This is a genomic window from Verrucosispora sp. FIM060022, from assembly GCF_003977705.1.
Lineage (GTDB): Bacteria > Actinomycetota > Actinomycetes > Mycobacteriales > Micromonosporaceae > Micromonospora > Micromonospora gifhornensis.
In genome coordinates this window covers 659,123-682,275 of sequence record NZ_RQIV01000002.1, presented here as the reverse complement: position 1 = coordinate 682,275, position 23,153 = coordinate 659,123, and the positions used below count along the sequence as shown (strand labels likewise).

At 71.8% G+C, this 23,153-nt stretch carries 21 protein-coding genes and 1 pseudogene; 15 read left to right on the top strand and 7 right to left on the bottom strand.

Annotation, left to right across the window (positions count from 1 at the left end):
• Nucleotides 1-312: 312 nt before the first annotated feature.
• Nucleotides 313-2,853 carry an ATP-dependent Clp protease ATP-binding subunit gene (locus tag EG812_RS09730; protein WP_013736253.1) on the top strand — a complete coding sequence of 847 codons (2,541 nt, stop codon included), beginning with the start codon at nucleotides 313-315 and terminating at the stop codon, nucleotides 2,851-2,853.
• Between the two features lie 390 nt (nucleotides 2,854-3,243).
• On the top strand, nucleotides 3,244-3,891 hold the full coding sequence (locus tag EG812_RS09725) for a C39 family peptidase (protein ID WP_126711466.1): 648 nt from the start codon (nucleotides 3,244-3,246) through the stop codon (nucleotides 3,889-3,891).
• 94 nt (nucleotides 3,892-3,985) lie between these two features.
• Here EG812_RS09725 and EG812_RS09720 read toward each other — a convergent pair whose 3' ends face one another.
• Nucleotides 3,986-4,888: an iron-sulfur binding domain-containing protein gene (locus EG812_RS09720; protein WP_043725917.1), complete on the bottom strand. Its 903-nt coding sequence runs from the start codon at nucleotides 4,886-4,888 to the stop codon at nucleotides 3,986-3,988.
• Nucleotides 4,889-4,985: 97 nt separating this feature from the next.
• Here EG812_RS09720 and EG812_RS09715 point away from each other — a divergent pair, with 97 nt between their 5' ends.
• The 3 genes from EG812_RS09715 (at nucleotide 4,986) to EG812_RS09705 (ending at nucleotide 6,941) form a co-directional block, all read left to right on the top strand.
• The gene (locus EG812_RS09715) at nucleotides 4,986-5,498 is read left to right on the top strand and encodes a glycine cleavage system transcriptional repressor (RefSeq protein ID WP_013736250.1); all 513 of its coding nucleotides are present in this window, start codon (nucleotides 4,986-4,988) and stop codon (nucleotides 5,496-5,498) included.
• Between the two features lie 23 nt (nucleotides 5,499-5,521).
• Nucleotides 5,522-6,082 (top strand): peptide deformylase, encoded by a 561-nt coding sequence (locus EG812_RS09710; RefSeq protein ID WP_043725914.1) that lies wholly within the window; start codon nucleotides 5,522-5,524, stop codon nucleotides 6,080-6,082.
• Nucleotides 6,083-6,218: 136 nt separating this feature from the next.
• Nucleotides 6,219-6,941, top strand: a complete 723-nt coding sequence (locus EG812_RS09705; protein WP_013736248.1) for a hypothetical protein — start codon at nucleotides 6,219-6,221, stop codon at nucleotides 6,939-6,941.
• A 7-nt stretch (nucleotides 6,942-6,948) separates the two neighbouring features.
• On the opposite strand, the gene disA is transcribed toward EG812_RS09705, so the two are convergent.
• The 4 genes from disA to EG812_RS09685 form a co-directional block, all read right to left on the bottom strand.
• Nucleotides 6,949-8,127: a DNA integrity scanning diadenylate cyclase DisA gene (disA, locus tag EG812_RS09700; RefSeq protein WP_013736247.1), complete on the bottom strand. Its 1,179-nt coding sequence runs from the start codon at nucleotides 8,125-8,127 to the stop codon at nucleotides 6,949-6,951.
• A 107-nt stretch (nucleotides 8,128-8,234) separates the two neighbouring features.
• On the bottom strand, nucleotides 8,235-9,686 hold the full coding sequence (gene radA, locus EG812_RS09695; RefSeq protein ID WP_126711364.1) for a DNA repair protein RadA: 1,452 nt from the start codon (nucleotides 9,684-9,686) through the stop codon (nucleotides 8,235-8,237).
• A gap of 103 nt (nucleotides 9,687-9,789) precedes the next feature.
• Nucleotides 9,790-10,482, bottom strand: a complete 693-nt coding sequence (locus tag EG812_RS09690; protein WP_043722147.1) for a hypothetical protein — start codon at nucleotides 10,480-10,482, stop codon at nucleotides 9,790-9,792.
• Nucleotides 10,483-10,622: 140 nt separating this feature from the next.
• The gene (locus tag EG812_RS09685; protein ID WP_431882792.1) at nucleotides 10,623-11,510 is read right to left on the bottom strand and encodes a UbiA family prenyltransferase; all 888 of its coding nucleotides are present in this window, start codon (nucleotides 11,508-11,510) and stop codon (nucleotides 10,623-10,625) included.
• Here EG812_RS09685 and EG812_RS09680 point away from each other — a divergent pair.
• The 4 genes from EG812_RS09680 (at nucleotide 11,509) to EG812_RS09665 (ending at nucleotide 15,251) form a co-directional block, all read left to right on the top strand.
• Entirely contained in the window at nucleotides 11,509-12,246 is a 738-nt protein-coding gene (locus EG812_RS09680) for a methyltransferase domain-containing protein (protein ID WP_013736243.1), read from the top strand. The two genes, EG812_RS09685 and EG812_RS09680, sit on opposite strands and share 2 nt — an antisense overlap.
• A gap of 108 nt (nucleotides 12,247-12,354) precedes the next feature.
• Complete coding sequence (locus tag EG812_RS09675) at nucleotides 12,355-13,521, top strand: acyl-CoA dehydrogenase family protein (protein ID WP_126711362.1); 1,167 nt, start codon at nucleotides 12,355-12,357, stop codon at nucleotides 13,519-13,521.
• A gap of 34 nt (nucleotides 13,522-13,555) precedes the next feature.
• A complete protein-coding gene (locus EG812_RS09670) occupies nucleotides 13,556-14,605 on the top strand; it encodes a type III polyketide synthase (protein WP_013736241.1) in 1,050 nt (349 codons plus the stop codon).
• Between the two features lie 28 nt (nucleotides 14,606-14,633).
• Nucleotides 14,634-15,251: a hypothetical protein gene (locus EG812_RS09665; RefSeq protein WP_013736240.1), complete on the top strand. Its 618-nt coding sequence runs from the start codon at nucleotides 14,634-14,636 to the stop codon at nucleotides 15,249-15,251.
• An 11-nt stretch (nucleotides 15,252-15,262) separates the two neighbouring features.
• On the opposite strand, the gene EG812_RS09660 is transcribed toward EG812_RS09665, so the two are convergent.
• Nucleotides 15,263-15,943 carry a hypothetical protein gene (locus tag EG812_RS09660; protein ID WP_013736239.1) on the bottom strand — a complete coding sequence of 227 codons (681 nt, stop codon included), beginning with the start codon at nucleotides 15,941-15,943 and terminating at the stop codon, nucleotides 15,263-15,265.
• 480 nt (nucleotides 15,944-16,423) lie between these two features.
• Between EG812_RS09660 and EG812_RS09655 the strand changes: the two genes are divergently transcribed.
• The 4 genes and pseudogenes from EG812_RS09655 to EG812_RS29570 all read left to right on the top strand — a co-directional run.
• Complete coding sequence (locus EG812_RS09655; RefSeq protein ID WP_007073334.1) at nucleotides 16,424-16,909, top strand: CarD family transcriptional regulator; 486 nt, start codon at nucleotides 16,424-16,426, stop codon at nucleotides 16,907-16,909.
• A 56-nt stretch (nucleotides 16,910-16,965) separates the two neighbouring features.
• Nucleotides 16,966-17,682: a 2-C-methyl-D-erythritol 4-phosphate cytidylyltransferase gene (gene ispD / locus EG812_RS09650; RefSeq protein ID WP_013736238.1), complete on the top strand. Its 717-nt coding sequence runs from the start codon at nucleotides 16,966-16,968 to the stop codon at nucleotides 17,680-17,682.
• Nucleotides 17,679-18,161 (top strand): 2-C-methyl-D-erythritol 2,4-cyclodiphosphate synthase, encoded by a 483-nt coding sequence (gene ispF / locus EG812_RS09645; RefSeq protein WP_126711361.1) that lies wholly within the window; start codon nucleotides 17,679-17,681, stop codon nucleotides 18,159-18,161. The genes ispD and ispF overlap by 4 nt, the downstream gene beginning before the upstream one ends.
• Before the next feature lie 9 nt (nucleotides 18,162-18,170).
• Nucleotides 18,171-18,797, top strand: a pseudogene (locus tag EG812_RS29570) (tetratricopeptide repeat protein); the annotation flags it as partial.
• Nucleotides 18,798-19,681: 884 nt separating this feature from the next.
• Here EG812_RS29570 and EG812_RS09635 read toward each other — a convergent pair.
• On the bottom strand, nucleotides 19,682-20,845 hold the full coding sequence (locus tag EG812_RS09635; RefSeq protein WP_126711359.1) for a homogentisate 1,2-dioxygenase: 1,164 nt from the start codon (nucleotides 20,843-20,845) through the stop codon (nucleotides 19,682-19,684).
• An 84-nt stretch (nucleotides 20,846-20,929) separates the two neighbouring features.
• Between EG812_RS09635 and EG812_RS09630 the strand changes: the two genes are divergently transcribed.
• Together EG812_RS09630 and fahA are read left to right on the top strand one after the other, a co-directional pair.
• Nucleotides 20,930-21,796 (top strand): hypothetical protein, encoded by an 867-nt coding sequence (locus tag EG812_RS09630; protein WP_126711358.1) that lies wholly within the window; start codon nucleotides 20,930-20,932, stop codon nucleotides 21,794-21,796.
• Nucleotides 21,797-21,804: 8 nt separating this feature from the next.
• Nucleotides 21,805-23,001, top strand: a complete 1,197-nt coding sequence (gene fahA, locus EG812_RS09625) for a fumarylacetoacetase (RefSeq protein ID WP_126711465.1) — start codon at nucleotides 21,805-21,807, stop codon at nucleotides 22,999-23,001.
• Nucleotides 23,002-23,153 lie beyond the last annotated feature (152 nt).

The following is a 23,153-nucleotide window of genomic DNA, read 5'->3' as shown; positions in this document are numbered from 1 at the left end:
GTGGATGGCGTCGGAAGGGATGCCGTCCGGTCTCCGGGGCCCCTCCGTGCATGGTTCCGGTGGCTTGCGGCTGTCCGCCGAATTTCGCTCTGCGCGTACAGACCCCCCGCCCGGAACACCCGCTGAGCGCGGAGGGTTGTGCAAAACGACGCGTACCGGGCCCACCGCGCAGACACACGAGGTCAGCCGAGCCGGTTCGCGGCGATAGAGTAATGAGGCGCGGACGCCCGTCCCGGGCGCTCGCGCACCGGCCCCGCCGAGAGTCTTGACCACCAAGATCGAGTGCGCACGGCACGTGAGGAGCACGAGGGCATGTTCGAGCGGTTCACCGACCGAGCGCGACGGGTTGTCGTCCTGGCCCAAGAAGAGGCCCGGATGCTCAACCACAACTACATCGGTACGGAACACATCCTGTTGGGCCTGATCCACGAGGGTGAGGGCGTCGCGGCCAAGGCCCTGGAGAGCCTCGGGATCTCCCTGGAGGGCGTCCGCCAGCAGGTGGAGGAGATCATCGGCCAGGGCCAGCAGGCACCGAGCGGGCACATCCCGTTCACACCGCGGGCCAAGAAGGTGCTGGAGCTGTCGCTGCGCGAGGCGCTGCAGCTCGGCCACAACTACATCGGCACCGAGCACATCCTGCTCGGCCTGATCCGCGAGGGCGAGGGCGTCGCCGCCCAGGTGCTGGTCAAGCTCGGCGCCGACCTGAACCGGGTCCGCCAGCAGGTCATCCAGCTGCTCTCCGGCTACCAGGGCAAGGAGCCGGCCGCGGCGGGCACCGCGCCGGGTGAGGCCGCGCCGTCGACCAGCCTGGTGCTGGACCAGTTCGGCCGGAACCTGACCCAGGCGGCCCGCGAGGGCAAGCTCGACCCGGTGATCGGGCGCGAGAAGGAAATCGAGCGGGTGATGCAGGTGCTCTCCCGCCGTACCAAGAACAACCCGGTCCTGATCGGTGAGCCCGGCGTCGGCAAGACCGCCGTGGTCGAGGGGCTGTCCCAGAAGATCATCAAGGGCGAGGTGCCCGAGACGCTCAAGGACAAGCAGCTCTACACGCTCGACCTGGGCGCGCTGGTGGCCGGCTCCCGTTACCGCGGTGACTTCGAGGAGCGCCTGAAGAAGGTACTCAAGGAGATCCGCACCCGCGGCGACATCATCCTGTTCATCGACGAGATCCACACCCTGGTGGGTGCGGGTGCCGCCGAGGGCGCGATCGACGCGGCGAGCATCCTCAAGCCGATGCTGGCCCGTGGCGAGCTGCAGACCATCGGCGCGACCACCCTCGACGAGTACCGCAAGCACCTGGAGAAGGACGCGGCGCTGGAGCGCCGGTTCCAGCCGATCCAGGTGGGTGAGCCGTCGCTGGCGCACACCATCGAGATCCTGAAGGGCCTGCGCGACCGCTACGAGGCGCACCACCGGGTCAGCATCACCGACGCCGCGCTGGTGGCTGCCGCGACGCTTGCCGACCGGTACATCTCCGACCGGTTCCTGCCGGACAAGGCGATCGACCTCATCGACGAGGCGGGCGCCCGGATGCGGATCCGCCGGATGACCGCGCCGCCAGACCTGCGTGACTTCGACGAGCGCATCGCCCAGGTGCGTCGCGACAAGGAGTCCGCGATCGACGCGCAGGACTTCGAGCGCGCCGCCCAGCTGCGCGACAAGGAGAAGCAGCTGCTGGGCCAGAAGGCGCAGCGGGAGAAGGAGTGGAAGGCCGGTGACCTGGACGTCGTCAGCGAGGTCGACGACGAGCAGATCGCCGAGGTGCTGGGCAACTGGACGGGCATCCCGGTCTACAAGCTGACCGAGGAGGAGACCTCGCGCCTGCTGCGCATGGAGGACGAGCTGCACAAGCGCGTCATCGGCCAGGAGGACGCGGTCAAGGCGGTCTCGAAGGCGATCCGGCGTACCCGCGCCGGTCTGAAGGACCCGAAGCGCCCGTCGGGCTCGTTCATCTTCGCCGGCCCGTCCGGTGTGGGTAAGACCGAGCTGTCCAAGGCGCTCGCCGAGTTCCTGTTCGGCAGCGAGGACGCCCTCATCCAGCTGGACATGTCGGAGTTCCACGACCGCTACACGGTCTCCCGGCTCGTCGGTGCCCCGCCCGGGTACGTCGGCTACGACGAGGGTGGCCAGCTGACCGAGAAGGTGCGGCGTCGGCCGTTCTCGGTGGTGCTTTTCGACGAGATCGAGAAGGCCCACCCGGACGTGTTCAACACGCTGCTCCAGATCCTGGAGGACGGTCGGCTCACCGACGGTCAGGGTCGGATCGTGGACTTCAAGAACACGGTCATCATCCTGACCACCAACCTGGGCACCCGGGACGTGGCCAAGGCGGTCTCGCTCGGGTTCCAGGCCTCGGAGGACTCCGAGTCGAACTACGACCGGATGAAGCAGAAGGTCAACGACGAGCTCAAGCAGCACTTCCGGCCTGAGTTCCTCAACCGGATCGACGACACCATCGTCTTCCACCAGCTGCGTCAGCAGGAGATCCTGTCGATCGTCGACATCATGATCGCCCGCATCGAGACCCAGCTGCGGAACAAGGACATGGGTCTTGAGCTGACCGACAACGCCAAGAAGTACCTGGCTGCCAAGGGCTTCGACCCGGTGCTGGGCGCGCGGCCGCTGCGCCGCACGATCCAGCGCGACATCGAGGACAACCTCTCCGAGCGGATCCTGTTCAACGAGCTGATCCCGGGTCAGATCGTGGTGGTGGACTGCGAGGGCGACCCGAACGACATCGACAAGTCCAAGCTCGTCTTCAAGGGCTCCGAGCGCCCGGTCGACGTGCCGGACGCCGTCCCGGCTGATCTCGGTGGCACCGCTACCACCGGTGCGGACGAGACAGCAGCCTGAGTCCTACCAGCTCACATCGACGCCGGCCCGGTGGCATCTGCCACCGGGCCGGCGTGTTTCTGCGGCGCGGCATCGAAACCGGATTCTGATCCGGCACCCGTCTCATACCGGACAAAATGACAGGCCGGCCCCATGGGCGGGCAGACGTTCCGAGGCGTCGGGCAGAGCCGCCAATCTTGTGGTGGCGGTCACGGTTTGCCAGGGCATGTGCGCCCACCAACAGCGGTTGTACGAGGGGTACGCGACGGCACCCACCGGGTGAGGCCGTTGCCGTCCGACAGCCGCCTTGCCGAATCACGCCGAGGCATGCTGCTACTTCCCTCCGACGCGATTCCGCACCCCTCCCCTTTCCGGGTGTCGTGTCGATCCCCGAGATGGAAGGCGATGACCATGACGACTCTGATCTACAAGGCGGCCGCCCTGACCGTCGCCGGTGCCGTTGTCGCTGGTGGAGTGGTCGCCGGTCCGACCGGCGCAGTCGCCGCTTCCCCGAACCCCAGCCAGCAGGCCGCCGACCGCGGTCACGCCAAGGGTGAGCGGCAGCTCAAGGTGCGCTATCAGGCGCAACCCAACTACTACTACTGTGGCCCGGCCGCAGTGCGCAACGCGCTGACGGCCATGGACAAGGACGTCCCGCAGGACGAGTTGGCCCGGGAGATGGGCACCACCGAGCGGGGCACCGACTCCGCGTACGACATCACCAAGGCGCTCAACGAGCGGGTCGGTAAGGACGTCTACCGCACGGTGGAGATCCCCGGCCGGGCCGCTGACGGTGCCGAGACCGATCGGTTGCGGGCCGACATCGTCCGCGCGGTCGACGAGGGGCGCAGCGTGGTGGCCAACGTCGCCGGCACGGCGCTCGACCTCGACGGCGGGACGCACTCCTTCGAGGGCGGGCATTACGTCTCGGTGACCGGCTACCGCGACGGCGGCGCCCAGGCGAAGATCGCTGACTCCGCCGACCCGGCGAAGGCCGAGTACTGGATCGGCATCGAGGCGTTGGCCGACTGGGTCGCCACCCGCGGCTACTCCGCCTGATCCGTCAGCCACCTGATCCGCTGGCCGTCTGATCCGCCAGACATTCAGGGCCGGCCTCCATCCGGAGGCCGGCCCTGACGCGTCGGATCCGGGCTCAGCTCGGGACGGGTGCCGGTGGGCCGTCGCCGATCAGGCGGAAGGACGCCTCGCCGACCGGCTCGACCAGGCCGTCGGTGACCAGGCCGGCCAGCGCCCGAGCCCGTTGCACGTCGTCGTCCCAGACCTGGTCCAGGCGTTGGTGCGGCACCGGGCCGGTCGCCTCCCGGAGCACCCCGAGCAGCAGGCCGCGTACCTGGCGGTCGGTGCCCGCGTACCGCTGCGGTCGCCGGGTCGGCCCGGCCGGGGCGACCCGGCCCGAGGCACGCCAGGCGCAGATCGACTCCACCGGGCAGGCCGGGCAGCGGGGTGACCGGGCGGTGCAGATCAGCGCTCCCAGCTCCATGATCGCGGCGCTGGCCAGGGCGGCGGCAGCCGGCTCGACGGGCAGCAGTTCCTCGGTGGCGACCAGGTCGGCGGGGCGGGTCGCCGGGCCGGCGTCCGGCTCGCCGGCCACCGCGCGGCAGACCACCCGGCGTACGTTGGTGTCGACCACCGGATGCCGCTGACCGTACGCGAAGGCAGCCACCGCCCGGGCCGTGTACGTGCCGACGCCCGGCAGGGCGAGCAGTTGGTCCAGTCGGTCCGGCACCGCGCCACCGTGCCGCTCCACGATCGCCACCGCGCAGTCGCGCAGCCGGACGGCGCGCCGCGGATAGCCGAGCCGTCCCCACATCCGGATCGCCTCGGCCGGACTGTCCTGCGCCAGGGCGGCCGGGGTGGGCCAGCGATCCAGCCACGCGTGCCAGGCGGGCAGCACCCGGACCACCGGGGTCTGCTGGAGCATCACCTCGCTGACCAGGATCGCCCAGGGGCTGACGTCGGGTTTGCGCCAGGGCAGGTCCCGGGCGTTGTGTTCGTACCACCGGCTCACCAGTCCGGCGAATGTCGATTCCGTCATCGCGTCGCTGATGATGTCACGCGCGCCGGTTCCCACGATTGGACACCTCCGGGCGGGCCGTGGCCAATGGCGACTGACGATCGGGGAGAATGCCCGGATGAACGAGCTCGCGATCACCGTCATCGGCCGGGACCGGCCCGGCATCGTGGCCGACGTCGCCGAGGTGCTCGCTCGGCTCGGGGCCAACCTCACCGACAGCACGATGACCCGGCTACGGGGGCACTTCGCGATGACCCTCATCTGCGTCGGTCCGTCGGCCGCGGAGGTCGAGGACGCCCTGGGCCCACTGACCGCCGACGGCCAGCTGCTGGCGACCGTACGGCAGGTGCGGCCGGACGGGGAGACCGTGCCCACCGGTGAGCGCTATGTCATGTCGGTGCACGGCGCGGACCGGATGGGCATCGTGGCCGCGATGACCCGCGCGGTGACCGTGGCCGGCGGCAACGTCACCGACCTGAGCACCCGGCTGGTCGGATCGCTCTACGTGGTCGTCGCCGAGGTCGATCTGCCGGCCGACGTCACCGGCACGCTTCCGGGCCAGCTGGCGGAGGTCGCCGCCGGCCTGGGCGTGGAAGTCACTCTCCGTCCCGCTGACCCGGATCTGCTGTGAGCGGGCAGGTGGGCGGGCCGGATCTGGACCCGCAGACACCGACGGGCCTCGGTGACTGGACACCGGAGCTGCTCGGCCCGGGTCAGGTGTTGCCGGTGGTCTCCGCGCCGCACCCGGTGCTCAGCCGGGCCGGTGCGCAGGTCGACCCGACCGCCGAGGAGACCGTACGGCTGGCGGCCGACCTGGTCGCCACGATGCGGGTGTCGCCGGGCTGCGTCGGGCTGGCCGCGCCTCAGGTGGGTGTGGGTGCGCAGGTGTTCGCGGTGGACGTGACGGGGCACGCCAAGGCGGTCACCGTGCACGGCACGTTCGTGCTCTGCAACGCCCGAGTGGTCGAGGCGACCCGATGGAAGGCGGGCCGCGAGGGGTGCATGTCGGTTCCCGATCTCACCGGGGACGTCAAGCGCGCCAGCCGGCTCGTGGTCGAAGGGGCGTTGCCCGGCAGTGGCGAGCAGGTCCGCCTGGTGACGGACGGTTTCGAGGCGCGCGCCCTGCAACACGAGATCGACCACTGCGCCGGGCTGCTCTTCCTGGACCGGGTGGCCGGCGCACACGCGATCTACCAGCGCAAGGTCTACCTCTGAACCGGCCGCGCCGGTACGAAGAGTGACGACCCCGGGTCGGGTCTGTCGACAGTGGAGGATGTGTTCCGATGGCTCCGGTCTGCCTCGGCGCGTCGTTACCGTCCGTCGCGCACGACGCCGCTACGGTGGGGGCATCATGCGTCTGACGGTCGGCCCCCTGCCTCCCGCCGTGTACTGGCGGCGTCGCGCCGTCGTGCTCGGCGCGGTCCTGCTCTTCCTGATTGTGCTGCTCTACTCGTGCAACGGCCCGCGTGGCGGCAACGATGCGACCGGGGGCAATCAGCCCGATCCGGGCGTCTCCGGCACTCCGGAGCCCACCGGTTCGGTGCTGACTCCGCAGACCGGTTCGCCGCCGCCATCGTCGGGTGACGCCGGTGCCGGTCCGGCCACACCGACCGAGACCCCCGGCCCCGGGTCGAGCCTGACCAACAACCCGCCGGCCGTCGCACCCGTGGCCGACGAGGGCACCTGCACGGACGCGGAACTCTCGGTGACCGCCGTGGCGCTGCCGGCGAAGGTGGTCCGGGGTGCCTCGGTGGACCTGCACCTGAAGGTCCGCAACCGGGCGGACCGGACGTGCAATCGGGATGTCGGTGCGACCGCGCAGGAGATCTACATCAAGTCCGGTGCCGAGGTGGTCTGGTCGTCGGACACCTGCGGCACCGCCGCCGGGTCGGACGTGCAGTCCTTCACCTCGGGCTTCGAGCGTTCGTACCAGGTGGGCTGGAACGGCAAGGACAGCAGCCGGTGCGCCAACGGGCTGGCGAGCGGGGAAACCCCGCCCGCCGGGACGTACGAGGTCTTCGCTCGGGTGGGCACCAAGCTGAGCCAGCCGGTCAAGCTCGTCCTCACCGACTGAGCGAGCGTCAGACGTACCGCTCCAGGATGGACGCCTCGGCGAGGCGGGACAGCCCTTCGCGTACGCCTCGGGCCCGGGCGTCGCCGACGCCCTCGACGGCCTGCAGGTCCTCCACGGTGGCGCCGAGCAGCCGCTGGAGGCTGCCGAAGTGCACCACCAGCCGGTCCACCACGGCCACCGGCAGCCGGGGCACCTTGGCCAGCAGCCGGAAGCCGCGAGGGCTGACCGCCGCGTCCAGCGCGTCGGAGGCGGCCGGGTAGCCGATGGCCTTGGCGACCGAGACCAGGTCGATCAGTTCGGTGGCGGTGAGCAGGTCCAGCTCGACCAGGGCCTCGTCGAGCGTGCGGGGCTTCCGACCGGTCGGCAGGTAGTCCCGGATGACAAGCGTGCGGTCGGCGTCCACCCCGGCCATCAACTCGTCGAGCTGGAGGGCGAGCAACCGGCCGTCGGTGCCCAGCTCCACCACGTAGCCGGCGATCTCGTCGGCGATCCGGCGGACCATCTCCAGCCGCTGCACCACGGCCACCGCATCACGTACGGTGACCAGGTCCTCGATCTCCAGCGCCGAGAGCGTGCCGGAGACCTCGTCCAGCCGGAGCTTGTAGCGCTCCAGGGTGGCCAACGCCTGGTTGGCGCGGGACAGGATCGCCGCCGAATCGTCGAGCACGTGCCGTTGCCCGTTGACGTAGAGGCTGATGATCCGCATCGACTGGCTGACCGAGATCACCGGGTAGCCGGTCTGCCGGGCGACCCGCTCGGCGGTGCGGTGCCGGGTGCCGGACTCCTCCGTCGGGATGGTCGGATCGGGCATCAGGTGCACCGCGGCGCGGACGATCCGGGTGCCGTCACTGGACAGCACCACCGCGCCATCCATCTTGCACAGCTCGCGGACCCGGGTGGCGGAGAACTCGACGTCGAGCGGAAAACCGCCGGTGCACAGCCCTTCGACCACCTTGTCGTAGCCGAGCACGATCAGCGCACCCGTCCGCCCGCGCAGGATGCGTTCCAGACCGTCGCGCAGTGCGGTGCCGGGTGCCATCAGGGCCAGATTGGCGCGCAGCGGATCGCCGGCGCTGCCACCCCCGGTCACGCTGATGCTGATCGGACGGGCGGGCGAGCCCACGGCGCCGGTGCGGGCGTGGGGCGTCGCGCCGGCAGGCTTGGTGGTATCGCGGTCGACTGGCACGGGCACAGTCTACGGACTGCCGTGCGGTGGGTGCTCCTGTGGTTACTGTGATGTGTCACGATCCGTCCCTCCGTCCGGGCCGGGCGGAATCACCCGGGACGTGGCTTTCATTCCGCCGATGCCCGGGCTGCCGCCTGAAGCGCCGAACGGACGTTGTCGACCTCGATCACCCGCATCTGGTCGGGACCGGCACCGGTGCTGGTCGGCCCGCAGCCCGGTGGCACCAGGGCCAGCCGGAAGCCGAGCCGGGCCGCCTCGGTCAGCCGGCGGGGCACCGCGCCGACCCGGCGTACCTCACCGGTCAGACCGACCTCGCCGATCGCCACGAGGTGGGGTGCGATGGCCAGGTTGAGGCCGCCGGAGGCGACGGCGAGCGCGACCGCCAGGTCTGCCGCCGGCTCCACCACCCGGATGCCCCCGACGGTGGCCGCGAAGACCTCCCGGTCGTGCAGGGTGAGCCGTTCGGTGCGGCGTTGCAGCACCGCCAGCACCATCGCCAGACGGGCCGAGTCCAGACCGGAGACCGTACGCCGGGGGGAGCCGGCCACCGTGGCACCGATCAGCGCCTGCACCTCGGTGACCAGGGCCCGCCGCCCCTCCATCGCCACCGTCACGCAGGTGCCCGGCACCGGCTCGGCGTAGCGGGTGAGGAACAGCCCGGACGGGTCGGCGAGGCTGCTGATGCCGCCCTCGTGCATCTCGAAGCAGCCCACCTCGTCGGCCGCGCCGAAACGGTTCTTGACCCCGCGCACCATCCGCAGCGACGAGTGCTTGTCGCCCTCGAAGTGCAGCACCACGTCGACCAGGTGCTCCAGCACGCGAGGGCCGGCCACCTGACCGTCCTTGGTGACGTGGCCGACCAGCACGGTGGCGATGCCGCGCTCCTTGGCGACCGAGACCAGCGCGGCGGTGACCGCCCGCACCTGGGTGACCCCGCCGGGCACCCCCTCGGTGCCGGTGGTGGAGATGGTCTGCACCGAGTCGAGCACCAGCAGGCCGGGCTTGACGGCGTCGAGGTGACCGAGCACCGCCGCCAGGTCGCTCTCGGCGGCCAGGTAGAGCTGGTCGTGCAGGGTGCCCATCCGTTCGGCCCGCAGCCGCACCTGGCTGACCGACTCCTCGCCGCTGACCACCAGCGACGGGCTGCCCGCGCCCGCCGCCCACTGCTGGGCGACGTCGAGCAGCAGGGTCGACTTGCCGACACCGGGCTCACCGGCGAGCAGCACCACCGCCCCCGGCACCAACCCGCCGCCGAGCACCCGGTCGAGCTCGCTGACGCCGGTGGGCCGGGCCCGGGCCGGTGCCGCGCTGATGGTGGCGATCGGCCGGGCCGGCTCGGCGGGCATCCGAGAGCTGACCACCCGTCCCGACACGGTGGGACCGGTGATCGTGCACTCGACCACCGAACCCCATTCGCCGCATTCGGGGCAGCGTCCCACCCACTTCGGTGGCTGGTGGCCGCAGGCGTCGCACTCGTACGCGGGCCGGGGCTCGCGGCCGGCAGCCTTGCTGCGCCCACCGGCGGTGCCTCGGGCCGGAGTCGATCGGGAGATGCTCACCCCAGCGACGCTAACCCCCGGGTACGACGACGGCGCCGCCGGCATGGGGTCACCACGCCGGCGGCGCCGGAATTCGGTCGGGCGGGACCTGCCGCCCGGTGGGTCAGTGGCCGCCTTCGCCCTCGAACTCGGTGTGCCGCTCGATGATGGGCGAGGGCGGCGGCGGCGGGGTGAGCGGCACGGCCACCGGGGCCGGGCTGGTGATCTGGTCGCCGCCACCGAAGTCGAAGTTGACTGTGACGTTCTGGCCCGCGAGCAGGGCCCCGTTCAGCCCGATGAGCTGGAGCACCCGGTCACCCTCGGTGTTCAGCTGCACGTAGCTCAGCGGCGGGATCTCGATCCGGGCCGGCTGGGTGTCCGGCGACGAGGTCGGGTCCGGCGAGGGCGAGCCGTCGGGCGACGGGGAGCCGGTCGGCGAGGGCGAGCCGGTCGGCGACGGGCTGGCGGTGGGCGACGGGCTGGTCGCCGCGCGAACCGTGGTGAGCACGACCTCGCGGGCGTCCGGCGAGGTGACAGTCACGGTGACCGGGTTGTGCGTGTCGTTGTAGAAGACCGCGTTCAGCACCGCGTTGTCGCCGGCCTGGTAGCCCTCGACGCCGGGGTACGCGACCAGCACGCCCAGCACGCCGTACTTGCCCTCGGCGCCCTCAAGGTTGACGCCCTGGACCGACGGCACCTTGTTGGCCGTCTCGGAGATCTGGCCGGCGCCGCACCCGGACAGCAGCAGCGCCGCTGCCGCCGCGATTCCGGGCAGCAGTACGGCAGCTCGCCGGGATCCCCTGATCGAGCGCGTCACGTCGGTCCTCCTCGTCACGATCACTACCCGGCTAACCCGCCGGACCCGCTGGCCATGCCCGCGCAGACCGCGCTCCAGGGTAGTTGGAGCTGATCGTGGCCCGCACGCCGACCCGGCGCAGCCACCTGCCAGGGTGAGGCTCAGACCAGCCGACCGCTCGTGACCAGCAGCACGACATCGATCAGCGCTACCAACATCATCGCCCGGAAGGCGGCCACCGGGCGGACACCCGCTCGTTCGGCGCTGCGACCGGCGTACCAGGCGCTTGCGGTGATCATCAGGGCGGCGGCGACGGTCGCGAGGCCCACGCCCGACGGCGGGCCGGGCGGGCCGAGCACCAGCGTGCCGGTCGCCGCGACCAGCAGCCCGACGGCCGCCAACCGGCTCCCCGCCGGACCCAGCCGGTGTGGCAGTCCGCGCACTCCGGTCCGGGCGTCGTCGGCGAAGTCGGGCAGCACGTTGGCGAAGTGTGCGCCCGCGCCGAGCAGAGCTGCGGCGGCGACCAGCCAGACGGGCGGGGCGGGTGCGCCGGGCAGGGCCAGGACCACGAAGGCGGGCAACGCGCCGAAGGAGATCGCGTACGGCAGCACCGAGACCGCCGTCGACTTCAGCGGCCAGTCGTAGAGCAGGGCCGCGACCAGCCCGATGGTGGCGCAGAGCGCGGCCACCGGGTTCGTGGTCAGCGCCAGCGCCACGGTGGTGGTGGCGGCCACCGCCGCGGCCACCGCCACCAGCCGGCGGCTGACCAGCCCGGCCGCGACAGGTTTGTCGGCGCGGCCGACCAATGCGTCCCGGTCGGCGTCGACCAGATCGTTGGTCCAGCCGACGGCGAACTGACTGGCCGCCACGGTGATCGCCACCGTGGCGATGCCCTGGGGCGGGTGACCGATGCCGACGGCGAGCAGGGCGGCCACTGTGGTGACTGCCGCCGTCGGCTCCGGATGGCTCGCCCTGACCAGCCCTAACACCGTCGACGACATAACGGAAGTCTGGTCGTTACCCGTCAGTCGTGCCACGCTCGATGTCATGCGTGATGCCGGCCTGAGCCTGCCCCGCAACGATCCGCGCCAGTACGACGACCTGGCCGGGGAATGGTGGCGGCCGGACGGCGCCTTCGCCATGCTGCACTGGCTGGCCCAGGCCCGGGCGGCCCTGGTGCCCCCGGCGGCGCGTCCCGGCGCGCTCCTGGTCGACCTCGGTTGCGGTGCCGGACTGCTCGCCCCGCACCTGGTCGGCAAGGGTTACCGGCACGTCGGGGTGGACCTGACCCGCTCGGCGCTGATCCAGGCGGCCGACCACGGTGTGACAGTGGTCAACGGTGACGCCACGGCGGTGCCGCTCGCCGACGGCTGCGCCGACGTGGTCGCCGCCGGTGAGCTGCTGGAACACGTCCCGGACTGGCGCGCCGCGGTCGCGCAGGCGTGCCGGTTGCTGCGACCGGGCGGCCTGCTCGTGCTCGACACGCTCAACGACACCGCCCTGAGTCGGCTGGTCGCGGTCCGGATCGCCGAGCGGCTGCCGACCGTGCCGCGTGGCATCCACGACCCACGGTTGTTCGTGGACGATCGTGAGTTGGTCGCCGAGTGCGCCCGACACGGGGTGGACCTGCGGGTGCGTGGCGTCCGCCCGGCCGTGCCCGGCCTGCTGCGCTGGTTGCTCCGCCGGGCTCGCGGCATCGAGACGCCGTCCGGCCAGGTGCCGCGCATCGTGCCGACCGCGTCGGCCGCCGTGCTCTACCAGGGGCACGGGGTACGCGACGGATAGCGGAACTCGACGGGGGTATGGGGATGGCCGAGGAGGGTTCCATGAACGAGCGTCATCGGGTGGGTGGTCGGCGGGGCGCGGTGGTCCGCGCCGGTGCGGAGCGCCGGCATGGGTGAAGCGGGGGCGGCTGCGGCTCGCAGGTTGGCGCCCCGGTTGGCGGCTCGGGCCGCCGAGCATGACCAGGCCGGCTCGTTCCCGGCCGATGACTTCGCCGATCTGCGCGCGGCCGGGCTGTTCGGGTTGATGGTCCCCGCCGAGCTGGGTGGTGCGGGCGCCACCTTCGCCGAGTACGCGGCCGTCGCCACCGAGTTGGCCCGGGGCAACGGCGCGACGGCACTGGTGTTCAACATGCACGCCTCGGTCACCGGCGCGCTGGGGGCGGTCACCGAGGAACTGGCCGAGGCGCTCGGCGTACCGCCGGAGGCACTTGCCGCCCGGGACCGGTTGCTGCGGGCGGCGGCCGACGGGGCGTGGTACGCCGTCGCGATGAGCGAACGCGGCGCCGGCGCCCGACTGTCCCAGCTCAGCACGGTGTACGAGCCGGTCGACGGCGGCTGGCGGATCAAGGGCAGCAAGACGTTCTGTTCCGGTGCCGGTCACGCCGACGGCTACCTGGTGGCCGCCCGGAGCGCGACCGACCCGTCGATCGTCTCGCAGTTCCTGGTCCCGGCGGGGGAGGGTCTCACCGTCGAACCGACCTGGGATTCCCTGGGCATGCGGGCCACCGCCTCGCACGACCTGCACCTGGACGTCACGGTGCCGGCCGATCGGCTGCTCGGCGGGGTGGAGGGTCTGGCCCTGGTGGTCGCCCAGCTCATGCCGCACTGGCTGGTGGCCAGCTACGCCGCCGTCTACGTCGGGGTGGCCCGGGCGGCGATCGACGCGGCGGCGGAGCACCTCAACGCCCGCAACCTCGCCGGCCTGCCGGCGGTACGCGCCCGCCTCGGTCGGGCCGACGCCGCCGTGGCGGCGGCACAGTTGACGGTGGCCGAGGCGGCCCGCCGGGTCGACGAGGCACCCGGTGACGCGGAGACCAACCGCTGGGTGTGGCGGGCCAAGCTGCTGGCCGGTACGACCGCCGCCGACGTGGCGGCATCCGTGCTGGAGGCGGCGGGCACCTCCGCCACCCGACGTGGCCAGCCGCTGGAGCGCCTCTACCGGGACGCCCGGTGCGGGTCGCTGCATCCGGCCACCTCTGACGTCTGTGCCGACTGGCTCGGTGTCGCCGCCCTCGGTGGTGACCCGGACCGTGAGGGCTCGGCCCCTCGTTGGTGAGGGTGGTAAGTCCGACCAGAAGGAGGGTGAAGCCGTGTCGGTACCGGTGATCGCGGGCCTGGGCACGGCTTCGCCGCCGTCGGCGGACCAGGACGAGTTGTGGGAGCGGTTCTTCTCCCGGCACTACTCCGGCAGCACCCGGGCGCTCGCCGAGCGGATCTTCGCGAACTCGGGGGTCGACCGGCGACAGGCCGCGGTCAACCCGTTGATCGAGGACGTCTCCGACTGGCCGACCGAGCGGCGGATGCGCCGTTACCAGGTCGAGGCGCTGCCGCTGGGCAAGGAGGCGGTCGGCCGGGCGTTGACCAGCGCCGGGCTGGCGGCCGGTGACATCGGGCTGTTCGTCGTCTGTTCCTGCACCGGGTACGCGACGCCGGGGCTGGACATCCTGCTCGCCCGGGACCTGGGCATGGCGCCGTCGACCCAGCGGATGTTCGTGGGTCACATGGGTTGCTACGCGGCGTTGCCCGGGCTGGGCGCGGCGAGTGACTTCGTGACCGCGCGGGGACGGCCGGCGCTGCTGCTCTGCGCCGAGCTGACCAGCCTGCATCTGCAACCGTCGTCGGCGAGGGTGGACACCCAGCAGATCATCTCGCACGCGCTCTTCTCGGATGCCGCCGTCGCCGCCGTGGTGGTTCCCGGCGGCCGTGGGTACGCGGTGCGCTCGGTCACCTCGGTCACCGACTCGTCCACCGCCGACCACATGACCTGGGACGTGACCGACACCGGCTTCCGGATGGGGCTGTCCCCCAAGGTGCCGCAGGTGCTCTCGGCACACGTCCGGGGGCTGGTCGACGAGCTGCTGACCAGCCACGGCAGCCAGCTGTCCGACGTCGACGGCTGGGCGGTGCACCCGGGGGGGCCGCGCATCCTCAACGTGGTCGAGCGGGAGCTGGCCCTGGCCCCTGCCGCCTTGGCCGCCTCGCGGCAGACCCTCGCGGAGCACGGCAACTGCTCGTCCCCCACCGTGCTGCTGATCCTCGACCGGCTGTTGCGGTACGCGCCGTCGCCCCGTCGAGTGGTGATGCTCGCCTTTGGACCCGGGTTGACCCTTTACGCAGCGTTGCTGGAGCGTCACGTCTGAGCGGTACGACGGCGGCTACCCTTTAGGCGTGGACGTCGATGCCATCTACCGCTTGCGCGGCGCCTTGCTGGTCGGCGTCGGCGTCGTCGCGTTGGCCCTGGGCGGCTGGTGGTGGCGGGTGGAAGCCCCGGCGTCGCCGCCGGCGGGGGAGCGCATCGAGGCCGCGTCGGAGGATTCCTTCTGGCAGGAGGATCGGATCGACCGGAGCAGGTTCCGACAGGAGCCGGGCGCATCCTCGTCGATCGTGATCGAGTCCACCACCGGCACGGTACTTGTGGACCCGCACACCGGGCAGGTGATCGGGACGGTCTCCGAGAGCGACGCCGGCCCCGGTGCGGGACGGGGCACCGGTCGACAAGCGGCGGTGTGGACCGAGCGGGCATCGCTGGACGCGGGCACGGCGCTGGCCCGGGAGTCCCGGCTCGATCGCGGCGAGCGGAACGTGTTGATCTTCAGTTGCACCGGTCCCGGCGAGTTGCTGGTCACCGTCGTCGGCGCCAGAGCGGGCGATCCGATGACGGTGGGCTGCGACGGCACGGTGATCACGACGGAGATGGTCGGCACGGGCGCGAACGTGACAGTGCTGTTCTCCACCGCCGGTGCGGCGTCGCTGCAACTGGTGGCCCGCCTGGTCGACCCGTCCTGAGCGGGCGGGCTTCAGCCGGCCAGGGCGGTCAGTTCCCGCTGGTAGTCGGCGATCGAACCGACCTCGGGGACCACCAGCACGATTCGACCGGTGCGGTCGGCGAGCAGGGCGGTGACCGTGTCCGGGCGGGCCGGCAGGTGCAGGAAGGCGCGCAGTCCCCCGGCCGGGTCGCCGAGGGCGCGTGCGTCGCTGCCCGCAGGCGCTGCTCGGGGGCGTTGTGCCCCGACGGTGACGACGGTGACGCCGACGGGTGCCGCTGCGGCCGCCTCGGTGACCCGGTGCGGGCAGGCGCACCCGTCCACCAGCAGCACCACCGCCGGCAGCAGCCCACGCAGCGGCACCGGCGACTGTTCGGCGTCGACGAGGTCCAGCGCGGGCAACGCCCTGCCGTTGAACTGGGCGGGTGTGGGTTCGGGCCCGGCCGTGGTCGGTTCGGGAGTGCCCCGGCCGGCCCGGGGCCAGGTGACGGTGATCAGGCCGGCGACGGTGGCGATGACCGCGACGAGCAGCACCAGCACGGGCACCGTCGGGGGTCGCCACCGACGGGATCGGCTCACCACCTGCGTACGCAGCTCACGGCGGACCTGTTCGGCCTCGGCGGCCAGCGCGGAGGCGTCGTCCGGCACGACCACCCGACCCCACTCGGGAGGCAGGTCGGGCAGCCCGGGACCGTCGGCGTCAGCCTTGCCCATCACGACCCCCTGGTGCTTCCTGGGTACGCGGACAGTGGCCTCTCCAGCGTCCCGTACTGTGCCCGGTCCCGCTACCGCTGCCCACACTTGGGTACGGCGGGATATCATGGGGTGGGTGCGTAGCCTTTGATCTCTGGTTACTTGATCTTTGAGTGCCTGATCATTGGGTGTCTGAGCAATGAGGTACTTGATCTCTGGCGTGGGCGAAATCGCTGACGTAGAGGTATTGGTCTGCAGACGTATTGATCATTGGTGGGTTGATCATTGACGGGCACGCCGAGGTTCACGGCTTTTTCGTCAGCCATGCCCGATCGGTCATGTTCAGATTACAGAGCGTGCTCGAATCATCGGATCGGTCATATGTCAAGCCGAAGAAAGACCTCTCACAGGGCCCCTGAGCTGCGCCAACGGTCAGGACAGCGGTGAGACATCGGTGCCTGAGCGTGTTACCCTAGACACAGCGAAAGGGGTTTCGAACCTATGGTTTTCAGTGTCGGCGAGACCGTTGTTTACCCCCACCACGGGGCCGCACTCATCGAGGCAATCGAGACTCGGGTCATCAAGGGCGAGCCCAAGCAGTACCTCGTCCTGAGGGTCGCGCAGGGTGACCTGACGGTCCGGGTGCCTGCCGAGAACGCCGAGATCGTGGGTGTGCGCGAGGTGGTGGGCGAAGAGGGCCTTGGCAAGGTCTTCGACGTTCTCCGGGCTCCGCACACCGAGGAGCCGACCAACTGGTCGCGACGTTACAAGGCGAATCTGGAGAAGCTGGCCTCCGGCAATCCGCTGAAGGTGGCCGAGGTCGTCCGCGACCTGTGGCGCCGGGAGCGGGAGCGGGGCCTTTCCGCAGGTGAGAAGCGCATGCTCGCCAAGGCCCGGGACATTCTCGTCGGCGAGGTCGCGTTGGCCGAGAAGAGCACCAAGGACGAGGCGGAGACGCTGCTCGACAAGGTGCTGACCGAGGCCTAGTCCGCACAGCATCGTCGTACCCACTTCGTAGCGAAGAAACCATCGAGGACCGCGACGTGACCGCGCAGCTGAATCCGCGCGGTGACGTCGCGGTCCTCGTGCCTGCGGCCGGTGCCGGCGTACGCCTCGGCCCCGGTCGACCCAAGGCGCTGCGGCTGTTGGCCGGGGAACCGCTGCTGGTGCACGCGGTCCGCCGGCTGGCCGCCGCCGCGTCGGTGCACACCATCGTGGTGGCCGCCCCGATCGCCGAGGTCGCGGCCGTACGTGAGCTGCTCGCCCCGATCGCCCCGGTCACGGTGGTGCCAGGTGGGGCCGAACGGCAGGAGTCCGTGGCCGCCGCCCTTGCCGCCGTGCCCGTCGGGCCCGACATCGTCCTGGTGCACGACGCGGCCCGCGCCCTGACCCCGCCCGCCCTGGTGGAGTCGGTGGCCGCCGCGGTGCGCTCGGGCCACGACGCGGTCATCCCGGTGCTGCCGGTGGTCGACACGATCAAGGAAGTCGACGCGGACGAGCTGGTGCTCGGCACCGTCGACCGGCGAGCGCTGCGGGCGGTGCAGACCCCGCAGGGGTTCCGCAGGTCGGTCCTGGCCGCCGCGCACGCCGCCGCCGGTGACGCGTTGACCGACGACGCCGGGTTGGTGGAGAAGCAGGGCGTACCGGTGTTCTGTGTGCCCGGCTCGGATCACGCCCTGAAGATCACCCGCCCCTTCGACCTCGCGCTGGCTGAGCACCTGCTGGCGACCGGTCTCCGGACGCGTACCCTCAATTCATGATCGTTCCTCGGGTGGCCATCGGCACGGACGTGCACGCTTTCGAGGCCGGCCGACCCTGTTGGGTGGCCGGCCTGCACTGGCCGGGCCAGGACGGTCTGGCCGGGCACTCCGACGCGGACGTGGCCGCCCATGCCGCCTGCAACGCGCTGCTCTCCGCCGCCGGGCTGGGCGATCTCGGCGCGAACTTCGGGGTGGACCAGCCGGAGTGGTCCGGGGCGAGCGGGGTACGTCTGCTGACCGAGTCCGCGCGCCGGGTCCGCGCCGCCGGCTTCGCCATCGGCAACGTGTCCGTGCAGGTGGTGGGGGTACGACCCAAGATCGGCCCACGTCGGCAGGAGGCCGAGCAGGTGCTGTCGGAGGCGGTCGGCGCCCCGGTCACCCTCTCCGCCGCGACCACCGACGGGCTGGGTTTCACCGGGCGCGGCGAGGGACTCGCCGGCATCGCGGTGGCCTTGGTGTACGCCCAGCCGAGCGCCTAGGCTCGCGCGATGTCCGCCGACGTCCCCGCCGACCCGCCCGCCGCCGACGGCTACCTGCAGCGCGCCACCCTCCTCGCCGAGTTGGGCCGCTATGACGAAGCGGTCGGTGAGCTCGGGTTCGCGCTCGCCCTCGACCCCGCCCACGTGGAAACGCTTGTCATGCTCGCCCGGGTGCACCTGGCCGCGGACCGGCCCGTCGAGGCGTTGGCCGCCGCCGAATCCGCCGCTGCCGCCGCACCGGGGCAGGTTCCCCCGCTCGTCCTGCGTGGCCTGGCTCTCGGCGACCTGGAACGGTACGGCGAGGCCGCGCGTACCGCCGACGAGATCCTGGCCCTGGGCCCGCAGGACGCGTACGCCCAACGCAGCGCGGCGGCGATCCTGGCGGGTTCCCGCAATGGCCAGCCGGCCCTGAACGCCGCCTGGCACGCGGTGGAGTTGGCACCCGAGGAACCGCAGGGACACCTGGTGCTGGGCCTGGTGGCGGCGAACATGCGAATGTTCGATCTCGCCGAGCGGGCCTACCGGGAGGCGTTGCGACTGGATCCGCGACTGGCCGAGGTGAGCGAGGACGTCGGCGTGCTGCGGTTGGAGCAGCGACGCTGGAGCGCCACGCTGGAGCGACTGGCCGAGGCCGCCGTGCCGACGCTGCCGCCGACCGATCCCCGCCGGACCGAGGTGAACCGTCCGGAACAGGCTCCCGACGATCTGCCCCGGCAGGGCCCGCACCCGTCCAGCGGTCCGGGCACCGACCAGCAGCCCGGCCGGCCGACCGAGGGTCGTACCGGGCCGGGCGGGCCGGCCGACGGGGGTACCTGGCCGAGTGGGTCGGCCGACGGGGGTACCTGGCCGAGTGGGACACCTGCGGGGTGGGACACGCCCAGCGGCGAGCACCGCCCGGGGCCCGGTCCCCAGGACGGTGGGGAGCAGCCGAGCCACGGTGGGGCCGAGTTCCCCGAGCCGGGCCGGTTCGGCGGGCCGGTGGATGCGGGCCGGGCCGGCACCGGTCCGTTCGTCGCGCGTCGTCCGGTGCCGGCGGCGCTGCGGCAGTTCGTGCTCTGGGGGGCCGGCTGGTCGATGGTGGCCGCCCTCGTGATCGCCTGTTCGGCGACCACCGGTTCCGGGTTCTCCCGGTTCATGGCGGTACTGGCGGCCGTCGGCGGGGGCATCGTGCTCTGGCGGCACGCGTCCCGGCTGCCCGGCCTGACCCGGACGGTGCTGCCCGTACTGCGGCGAACCGACCGTCCGCTGGTCCTGGCCGTGTACGCGGCAGCCGCCGCGCCCGCGCTGATCCTGCTCTACGCCCTGGTCGGCACGCCCTGGCCGCTGGTGCTCTCCATCGGCATCGCCACCGTCGCCCAGTTGACGATCGTCTCGCGTCCGGTGGCCTGAGCCCCGCCGTCGCCGTGCGGCAGGCAGCGGGGCTGCGTTGGTGCGACGTGCGCAGCCCAACGCCGGCGACCTGGCGCGTTAACAAGGGGCCCCTTCACCTCGCGAGGCGTTAACAAGGGGCCCTTCCTTCGTCAGCGGCGGGACCAGGTCCAGGCGTAGGCGTCGTCCTCGCAGTCGGCTGCCGCGTCGCACAGGTCGAGCGGGCGGAAGGTGTCGACCATGACGGCCAACTCGTCGAAGAAGTCGACGCCGATCGAGCGTTCCGCGGCACCGGGCTGGGGGCCGTGGGTGAAGCCGGACGGGTGCAGCGAGATGGAACCCTGCTCGATGCCGGATCCGCGCCGCGCCTCGTAGTTGCCGCCGGTGTAGAAGAGCATCTCGTCGGAGTCGACGTTGTGGTGGTGGTACGGCACCGGGATGGCGTCCGGGTGGTAGTCGACCTTGCGGGGGACGAACGAGCAGATCACGAAGTTCGGGCCCTGGAAGGTCTGGTGCACCGGTGGCGGCTGGTGGATCCGGCCGGTGATCGGCTCGAAGTCGTGGATGGAGAAGGCCCACGGGTACATGTGACCGTCCCAGCCGACCACGTCGAACGGGTGGTTGGCGTAGACGTGGCGGGTCCAACCGCGCCGGTGGCGTACCAGCACCTCGACGTCGCTGCCGTCGACCAGCAGCGGCGCGTCCGGCCCCCGGACGTCCCGCTCGCAGTACGGCGAGTGTTCCAGGAACTGGCCGCGCACCGAGAGGTAGCGCTTCGGTGGGCCGATGTGACCGGTCGCCTCGACGGCCAGCAGCCGGGTCGGCGTGTCCCCGGTGGGCACCAGTCGGTGCACCGTCGAGGTCGGAATGATCACGTAGTCGCCGGCCACCGCGTCCAGTACGCCGAAGGTCGACTCGACCCGCAGGGTGCCCGCCTCGACGTACAGGCAGTGGTCGCCGGTGGCGTCGCGGAACAGCGGGGACGGCTGGTCGGCGAGCACGTAGGCGATGCGTACGTCGTCGTTGGCGAGCAGGTAACGCCGACCCAGGATCGGGTCGGCCCCGGTGCCGTCGAGCTTGTGGGTGCGCAGGTGCCGGGGCTTGAGCGGCAGGTTGGGCACCCGGGTCACGGCCGGCGGGGTGAACTCCTCGGCGGCGACGATCGCGGTCGGGGCGTACCGGTGGTAGAGCAGGGAGGAGTCGGAGGAGAAGCCCTCCTGGCCCATCAGCTCCTCCGTGTAGAGGCTGCCGTCGGGCTGCCGGAACTGGGTGTGGCGCTTGCGCGGCAGTTCGCCGACGCTGCGGTAGTACGGCATGTCGCCTCCCGGTCACCAGCTCGATGCGTCCGATTATCGGACGCTGTTGTCCGCTCCTTGTAGCGTCCCGTACATTCTTGTCTCGTGTCAACGCAGCTGCCCGCACTCGTCGCCGGCCTGGTCGACGATGCCGCCGTCTTCCCGCCGGGCAGCGCGTCGCTGCCCGACGCCGTCGCCGCCCACCGGCGACACCGCGCCGACTGGTACGCCGACCTCGTCGGCCCGTTGCTGCTGCCCGCCTCGAAGGTCGCGGCGGGCGAACTGAGCGGGCTGGTCGACCCGGCCGAGGGCTTCGTGATCGGGCTGATCGGCGACACCGGCCTCGACCGGCTGCCCTTCGCGCTGTCGTTCCTGCCGCCGCTCGGAGTGGCCGTCCGGCAGGTGGAGGCCCCGGTCGCCAAGCGGGGCGAGGACCCGCAGCCCGGCCTGGCCGAGCTGTTCAAACTCACCGAGCGGCTGGCCGACGTCGCCGTCTTCGCGGAGATCCCGTTGACGTTCGGGCTGACGGCCGCCCTGGACACGCTGGCCGAGGCGCGCTCCCGTGGGCTGCCGGTCGCCGCCAAGTTCCGTACCGGCGGGTTGGCCGCCGAGCTGTTCCCTACTCCCGCCGAGCTGGCCGCGGTCATCTGCGCCTGCCGGGACCGGCAGCTGCCGTTCAAGCTGACCGCCGGGCTGCACCACGCGGTGCGCCACCTCGACCCGGAAACCGGCATCACCCATCACGGCTTCGCCAACGTGCTGGCCGCGACGCTGGCCGCCGCCGAGGGGGCCGGGGTGGGGACGGTGACCGAGCTGCTCACCGTCCGTGACGAGCGGCCGCTGGTGCAGCAGTTCGAGGGCCGGCACGACCTGGCGCGTCCGCTGTGGGTGGGCTTCGGCTCGTGCAGCATCGTGGAACCACTTACCGATCTGATCCGGCTGGGGCTGGTGAACGGGAGAAATCAGGCATGAGCGAGCGAGTGAGCTGGGTGGCGGGCGCGGAAGGGTCCGGTTTCGGCATCCAGCACCTGCCGTACGGGGTGTTCCGGGTCGGCGACGGGGAACCGCGCATCGGCGTACGCATCGCAGACGTGGTCCTGGACCTGGCCGCCGCGGAGGCCGCCGGTCTGGTGCTGGCCGGCGGGGCGCTGCGCGAGCCGACGCTCAACACGTTCCTGGCGCTGGGGCGTCCGCAGTGGACAGCGGTACGGCAGCGGATCACCGAACTGCTCACCGACCCGGCCCACCGGGCCGCCGTGGAGCCGCTGCTGGTGTCGCTGGAGCAGGTACGGATGGAACTGCCCATCGAGGTCGCCGACTACGTGGACTTCTACTCCTCCGAGCAGCACGCCTCGAACGTCGGCCAGATCTTCCGGCCCGGCCAGCCGGCCCTGCTGCCCAACTGGAAGCACCTGCCGATCGGCTACCACGGGCGGGCCGGCACCGTGGTGGTCTCCGGCACCCCGGTGGTACGCCCGCAGGGCCAGCGGCCGAGCAAGGACGGGCCGGTCTTCGGCCCGTCGGTACGCCTCGACATCGAGGCCGAGGTCGGGTTCGTGGTCGGCGTACCGAGTCCGCTCGGCGCCCGGGTGGCCGTCGCCGACTTCGACGAGCACGTCTTCGGTGTGGTGCTGGTCAACGACTGGTCGGCTCGGGACATCCAGGCGTGGGAGTACCAGCCGCTGGGCCCGTTCCTGGGCAAGTCGTTCGCCACCTCGATCGCCGCCTGGGTGACCCCGCTGGACGCGCTGCGGAGCGCGTACGTGGCCGCGCCGGAGCAGGACCCGTCGGTCCTGGACTACCTGCGCGACGAGCCGCACGTCGGGCTGGACCTGCGGTTGACCGTGCACTGGAACGGCGAGCCGGTCAGCGAGCCGCCGTTCGCCGGGATGTACTGGACGCCGGCCCAGCAGTTGGCCCACCTGACCGTCAACGGCGCCTCGCTGCGTACCGGTGACCTCTACGCCTCCGGCACCGTCTCCGGTGACCGGCGCGACCAGGTCGGCTCGTTCCTGGAGCTCACCTGGGGCGGCGCCGAGCCGGTGACCGTGGGTGGGGCGGAACGCACCTTCCTGCTCGACGGCGACACCGTGACCATCACCGCCACCGCACCCGGACCGGACGGCTCCACCATCACCTTGGCCGAGGTTGCGGGCACGATCGTGCCGGCTCGCTGACCCCTTTCCGACAGGTCTCCCGCTATCGCACCGGCTGTGCGAACGAGTCCCGTCACCGCTCGTTGATCGCCTCGGAATTCCGTCGCCACGTCGCGCCGGGCCGCCCGGCGCCCCCCGTTCCGGTCGGTCCGGTCGCGGCGGGGCGGCATGTC